Annotated in this window: 6 protein-coding genes and 1 pseudogene; all 7 read right to left on the bottom strand. The window is 32.6% G+C overall.

Annotation, left to right across the window (positions count from 1 at the left end):
* Nucleotides 1-16: 16 nt before the first annotated feature.
* Entirely contained in the window at nt 17-622 is a 606-nt protein-coding gene (locus WBN21_RS07125; protein WP_424198816.1) for a porin family protein, read from the bottom strand.
* Between the two features lie 132 nt (nt 623-754).
* A complete protein-coding gene (sufD, locus tag WBN21_RS07120; RefSeq protein ID WP_424198814.1) occupies nt 755-2,068 on the bottom strand; it encodes a Fe-S cluster assembly protein SufD in 1,314 nt (437 codons plus the stop codon).
* Nucleotides 2,069-2,144: 76 nt separating this feature from the next.
* Nucleotides 2,145-2,897: a Fe-S cluster assembly ATPase SufC gene (gene sufC / locus WBN21_RS07115; protein WP_424198812.1), complete on the bottom strand. Its 753-nt coding sequence runs from the start codon at nt 2,895-2,897 to the stop codon at nt 2,145-2,147.
* Between the two features lie 84 nt (nt 2,898-2,981).
* On the bottom strand, nt 2,982-3,407 hold the full coding sequence (locus tag WBN21_RS07110) for a hypothetical protein (protein WP_424198810.1): 426 nt from the start codon (nt 3,405-3,407) through the stop codon (nt 2,982-2,984).
* 61 nt (nt 3,408-3,468) lie between these two features.
* Nucleotides 3,469-4,917: a Fe-S cluster assembly protein SufB gene (gene sufB, locus WBN21_RS07105; RefSeq protein ID WP_424198808.1), complete on the bottom strand. Its 1,449-nt coding sequence runs from the start codon at nt 4,915-4,917 to the stop codon at nt 3,469-3,471.
* A 15-nt stretch (nt 4,918-4,932) separates the two neighbouring features.
* Complete coding sequence (locus WBN21_RS07100; protein WP_424198806.1) at nt 4,933-5,262, bottom strand: HesB/IscA family protein; 330 nt, start codon at nt 5,260-5,262, stop codon at nt 4,933-4,935.
* Between the two features lie 519 nt (nt 5,263-5,781).
* Nucleotides 5,782-6,057: pseudogene (locus WBN21_RS07095) on the bottom strand (cytochrome-c peroxidase); the annotation flags it as partial.

Below are 6,057 nucleotides of genomic sequence, written 5' to 3'. Positions count from 1 at the left end.
TCTTTTACGTTGAACATTACTTATTAAGTATTGGCTCTAAGTTAATAGTTAAGTTTGCATGAATGCCTGCTGTTTTTACTATCGGCTCTGTTTTGGAAATATCATTTAAACCATAGTCCCCAAGAATTTCAAAACCAAAATGCTTTAAGAAGTTAAACCCAAAACCTAATTGAATCCCAAAATCCACTTTTTTGTAAAAATCTTCTATTTTATTACCATCATTATCTTTTGCACTTAAAACAAAAGACAATCTTGGACCAGACATAAGATAAAAACCTTTATTGTATTCTTTCCTTACATCGTATTTTAAATGAGGACTAACTTGGATGGATTTTTTGTTTAAATCAACTCGACTATTGCTGCCTATTTGATAGTAATGGTATCTTTCCTTATTAGAACTAAAGAATAAATTAGTTTTAAATCCTAGATTGTTTGAAAAATTGTAATCATAAAAAACACCGATTCCAAACGGAGGTTGTGTGACTTCTCCACCAATTTGACTCCCATTTTTTACTGCTACATCATAGTAGTTAGTGTTTAATAATAATCCATAGGATGATTCTTGAGAATATAAATATAAAGCTCCAAGAGAAATAAAAATTAGAGTAAATATTTTTTTCATGTGTAATACTTAAAATAGCCCCGATAGAGGCATTTGTTGGAGCTCCTCGCAGAGAGCGACTGCCGAAAGCGGGATTAGCTTCAAAAAATTAATAATTTAGTTCTCATTAGGAGATTCCTGCCTGCGCAGGAACTATAGGTCGAATCCAATATCAACTCCTAATTTGGTAGCAATAATTTGGGTAATACGTTGTTTTATTTCTGGAATTTTAACCGAACTTAGTACGTTATTGCTAAAGGCAAACATTAAAAGTGCTTTGGCTTCTTTTTCTGGAATACCACGCGAACGCATGTAAAACATAGCGCTTTCGTCTAATTGACCAATGGTACATCCGTGAGAACATTTAACATCGTCGGCAAAAATTTCTAATTGCGGTTTGGTGTTTATAGATGCTTTATCGCTTATTAAAATATTATTGTTGGCTTGAAATGCATTGGTTTTTTGAGCTTCTTTATTAACCACTACTTTACCATTAAAAACGCCCGTTGAACTATCGTCAAAAATACCTTTGTAATCTTGATGACTTTCGCAATTTGGCTCGATATGATGCACCAAAGTATTGTGGTCAACATGTTGTTTATTTCCAATAATAGTAATGCCTTTTAGGGTAGAATCGATGCGTTCACCTTCTTGGTAGAAATTTAAATTGTTTCGAATTAATTTACCGCCAAAAGAAAAGGTATGCACCGAAGCTATACTTTCTCGTTTTTGTTTGATAAAGGTGTTATCAATTAACGATGCATTTTCATTGTCGTTTTGAATTTTGTAATAATAGACAATGGCACGTTTGTTACAAAAAATTTCGGTAACACTATTGGTTAGCAACGGATTGCTGGTTAAACTTTGATGACGTTCAATAATTTGAACATGTGAATTTTCGCCAACTACAACCAAATTTCGTGGTTGTAACATGGTAGCCGATTCATTTCCAGTTGAGAAATGTATAATTTGAATTGGCTTTTCTACAACTTTATTTTTCGGAATATTAATGTAAGCGCCTTCACTTGAAAATGCTGTGTTTAACGATGTTAAACTATCTTTTTCGGCAGCTTTATTGAAGTAATTTTCAATAATTAATTGATATTTTGGTTTGTTTAAAGCTGATGACATTAAACATACATCAATACCATCGTGTGTGGTTTGAGATAAATGCGATGAATATTTACCGTCTATAAAAATAACTTTATAGCTGTCTATATCGTGTGCGAAATATTTTTTAACATCATTAAAATCTAAAGCGTTTTCTTGTTTTGGAAAAACACTATAATCTTCTTTTAAAATACTGTTTAAAGAGGTGTATTTCCAAGCTTCTTCCTTTTTAGAAGGAAACCCTTTTTCTTCAAATATTTTTATTGCATCCGATCTAACATCATGAACATAGGCGTCAATATCGACTTTGTTTTCGAAGGCTAAAAATGATGATACTAATTTTTCTTTTAAATCCATTTTCTTAGTTGTTAGTTGTTTGTCGTTAGTCGTATGTTGCATTACTGCGAACTGAAGACTGCAAACTGCCAACTTTTTACGCGTTCACTTCCTCTTTAATCCAGTCGTATCCTTTTTCTTCTAACTCGTGTGCTAGTTCTTTCCCTCCAGATTTAACAATACGTCCGTTATAAAGTACATGCACAAAATCAGGCACGATATAATCTAACAAACGTTGGTAGTGCGTGATTAGCACAACTGCGTTGTCTTTACTTTTAAGTTTATTTACACCATTAGCTACAATACGAAGTGCGTCGATATCCAAACCAGAATCGGTTTCATCAAGAATAGCTAATTTAGGTTCTAGCATAGCCATTTGGAAAATCTCATTTCGTTTCTTTTCACCTCCAGAAAATCCTTCATTTAATGAACGCGATAAAAACTTTCTATCAATTTCTAAAAGTTCAGATTTTTCACGAATCAATTTCAACATGTCTTTAGCAGGCATGTCTTCTAATCCTTTAGCTTTACGAGTTTCGTTAATGGCTGTTTTCATGAAGTTAGTTACAGATACTCCAGGGATTTCAACAGGATATTGAAATGATAAAAACACACCTTTATGAGCGCGTTCTTCAGCTGCTAATTCTTCAATGTCCTCACCTTCAAAAATGATATTTCCATCGGTAACTTCATATTCTTCTTTGCCAGCAATAACAGCTGCCAATGTGCTTTTTCCAGAACCGTTGGGTCCCATTATAGCGTGAACTTCTCCTGCTTTTACTTCAAGATTAACACCTTTTAAAATGCTTTTATCGTCAATACTCGCGTGTAAATTGTTAATTTTTAACATACTTTATTTTTAATATTCTAAATAACAAAATCAAAATTCCAATTTATATTATACTCGGAATTAATGTTTGTAATTTGTGTTTTTTTATTCTTGTTGGTTTCCTAGTTTTATAACGTTGTCTGCTTCTTTAGGTGTAGGTTTAACGTTTAATATTTCTACAACTTCTACTTTATTTTCCCAAAGAATTTTTTCGTCTTTTTCGTTTGATATTTTTCCTCGTATTTCAACTTGAACCATATCCGTTGGTTCGGTTTTAAATTGTTGCGCTTGGTTATTTAGCTCTTCAAGTTTATCAGTAATTAAAACACCATAAATTTCAGAATGTGTTTGTAAAACGGCAGCACCATCATAATACACAAACTCGCCTTTTAATAACGTAAGCCCATCATTTTGTTTTGCTGTTTTAGCGTCATCGGATGTTTTTGTTTCTTCTTTTTGCTCTGATTTTGAATCGTTTTTACAGCTTATTATTACTGTAAAACATACAAATAGAATTAATGCTTTTTTCATTTTTGATAATATAATCGGTTCAATTAATGAGATTCCTGCCTTCGAAGGAATGACTAAAAGTTTATCCTACTGAACCTTCTAAACTTATTTCTAATAATTTTTGAGCTTCCACAGCAAATTCCATAGGGAGTTTGTTTAAAACCTCTTTACTAAAACCGTTTACAATTAAAGCTATAGCTTTTTCAGTATCTATACCACGTTGATTGCAATAGAAAATTTGATCTTCACCAATTTTACTGGTTGTTGCCTCGTGTTCTATTATTGCTGTTTTGTTTTTAGCTTCTATATATGGAAACGTGTGAGCACCACATTCATTACCCATTAATAAACTATCACATTGCGAAAAGTTACGTGCGTTATCTGCTCGAGAATTTATTTGTACTAAACCACGGTAACTGTTTTGTGATTTTCCTGCTGAAATACCTTTCGAAATGATAGTTGACTTCGTGTTTTTTCCTAAGTGAATCATTTTTGTTCCAGTATCAGCTTGCTGATAATTATTTGTAACAGCTATTGAGTAAAACTCACCAACCGAATTATCACCTTTTAAAATACAAGATGGGTATTTCCATGTAACAGCAGAACCAGTTTCAACTTGGGTCCAAGAAATTTTTGCATTTTTCTCACATAAACCACGTTTGGTAACAAAGTTGAAGACACCACCTTTACCTTCAGCATTTCCTGGATACCAGTTTTGTACTGTTGAGTATTTTATTTCTGCGTCATCTAAAGCAATCAATTCTACAACTGCTGCGTGTAATTGGTTTTCATCACGACTTGGTGCAGTACAACCTTCAAGGTAACTTACATAACTACCTTCATCAGCAATTACTAAAGTTCTTTCAAATTGTCCTGTTCCTGCTTGGTTAATTCTAAAATATGTTGATAATTCCATTGGACAACGAACTCCCTTTGGGATGTAACAGAAAGATCCATCACTAAAAACAGCTGAATTTAATGCCGCATAAAAATTATCTTTTTGTGGCACTACGGTTCCTAAATATTTTTTTACAAGTTCTGGATGCTCCCTTATAGCTTCAGAAATACTCATAAATATAATCCCTTTTTCACCTAATGTTTTCTTAAACGTTGTTGCAACAGAAACGGAGTCGATAACAACATCCATGGCTACATTAGCTAATTTTTTTTGTTCGTCAATAGAGATTCCTAATTTAGAAAATGTTGCTAAAAGCTCAGGGTCAACCTCGTCTAAACTATCGTATTTTGGTTTACTGTTTGGTGCAGAATAATAAGAAATGCCTTGAAAATCTGGTTTTTTGTAATGCACATTTGCCCATTCTGGCTCTGTCATTTCTTTCCAAGCTTTAAAGGCTTCTAAACGCCATTCGGTCATCCATTCTGGTTCTTCTTTCTTTTTAGAAATAGCACGAACAATATCTTCGTTTAAACCATTAGGAAATGTATCAGATTCTATATCTGTGTAAAACCCGTATTCATATTCCTTGGTTTTTAATTCTTCACGTAAATCATCCTCGGTATATTTCGACATAATGCTTTCTGATTTTTATAATGAAAATGATTCGCCACAACCGCAAGTGCGATTAGCGTTAGGATTATTAAAAACGAAACCTGTTCCGTTTAAACCTCCTGAATATTCTAGTGTGGTTCCTATTAGGTATAAAAAACTTTTTTTGTCAACTATGATTTTCACGCCATTATCTTCAAAAACTTTATCACCTTCCTGTTGTTCTTTGTCAAACTTTAAATCGTAAGACAAACCAGAACAACCGCCACTTTTAACGCCAACGCGAACATAGTCTGTAGTAGCATTATAACCATCATCGGTCATTAACTCAACTACTTTCTTCTTAGCTGTTTCAGAGACTTTTATCATATAATTTTCTATATTAAATTTAGTAATGAATTAATGCTTTTATTAAGACAGTTTCTAAATAGAGCACAAATATACAATATAAGTCACTAAAAATGGAATAACCTAACATTATATTAGCATATAGTTTGATAGGTTTTTCTTATCAGTTTGTGATACACTTAAATAAAGGTTAATACCTTGAGTTACATGAAAAATATAAAATAGAATTTTTGGAACTTAAGCAGTTCTTTTCCTGTAGAGGATGGATGAAAATTTTTCATTTTCTTTATGTGAAACCGCCGATATAGAGCCATTTTCTTCAAACTTGAAATAACTTTTACAGCACTTACAAATTAACTCAGGCGTATTGTCATTGGCCTGACTTAAACGAAAATAATTATGCCCATAGGTTGAGCAAAATACGTTGGATGTTATTCTTTTATTCATACTTAGAATAGTTCGGGAAGCCAATTTAAATAAAAATATAAAATGTTAGACGAAAAACATCTTTTTTTCGATGAAATACATACAAATGTAGTATTATTCTATAATAAAATTGATATTGCTTATAAATTCATAATCTGATAAGGTTAATAGAAATGCCTTTAGATCGGCTTTATCTTCATCAGATAAACCCACACCACCTTGGGCTACTTTTTTCATTAAAGGATCAATGGTAGCTGAATGTTTTAAGCCTTCGCTGTAGTGATTTATAACGTCTTCTAAAGTTGGAAATCTTCCATCATGCATGTATGGCGTAGTAAATGCCAGATTTCTAAGTGAAGGTGATTTAAACTTGCCATTATCTGCTGGATC

Source organism: Algibacter sp. (assembly GCF_049667265.1).
Classification (GTDB): domain Bacteria; phylum Bacteroidota; class Bacteroidia; order Flavobacteriales; family Flavobacteriaceae; genus Algibacter_B.
This window is presented reverse-complemented; position numbering and strand designations above follow the sequence as displayed.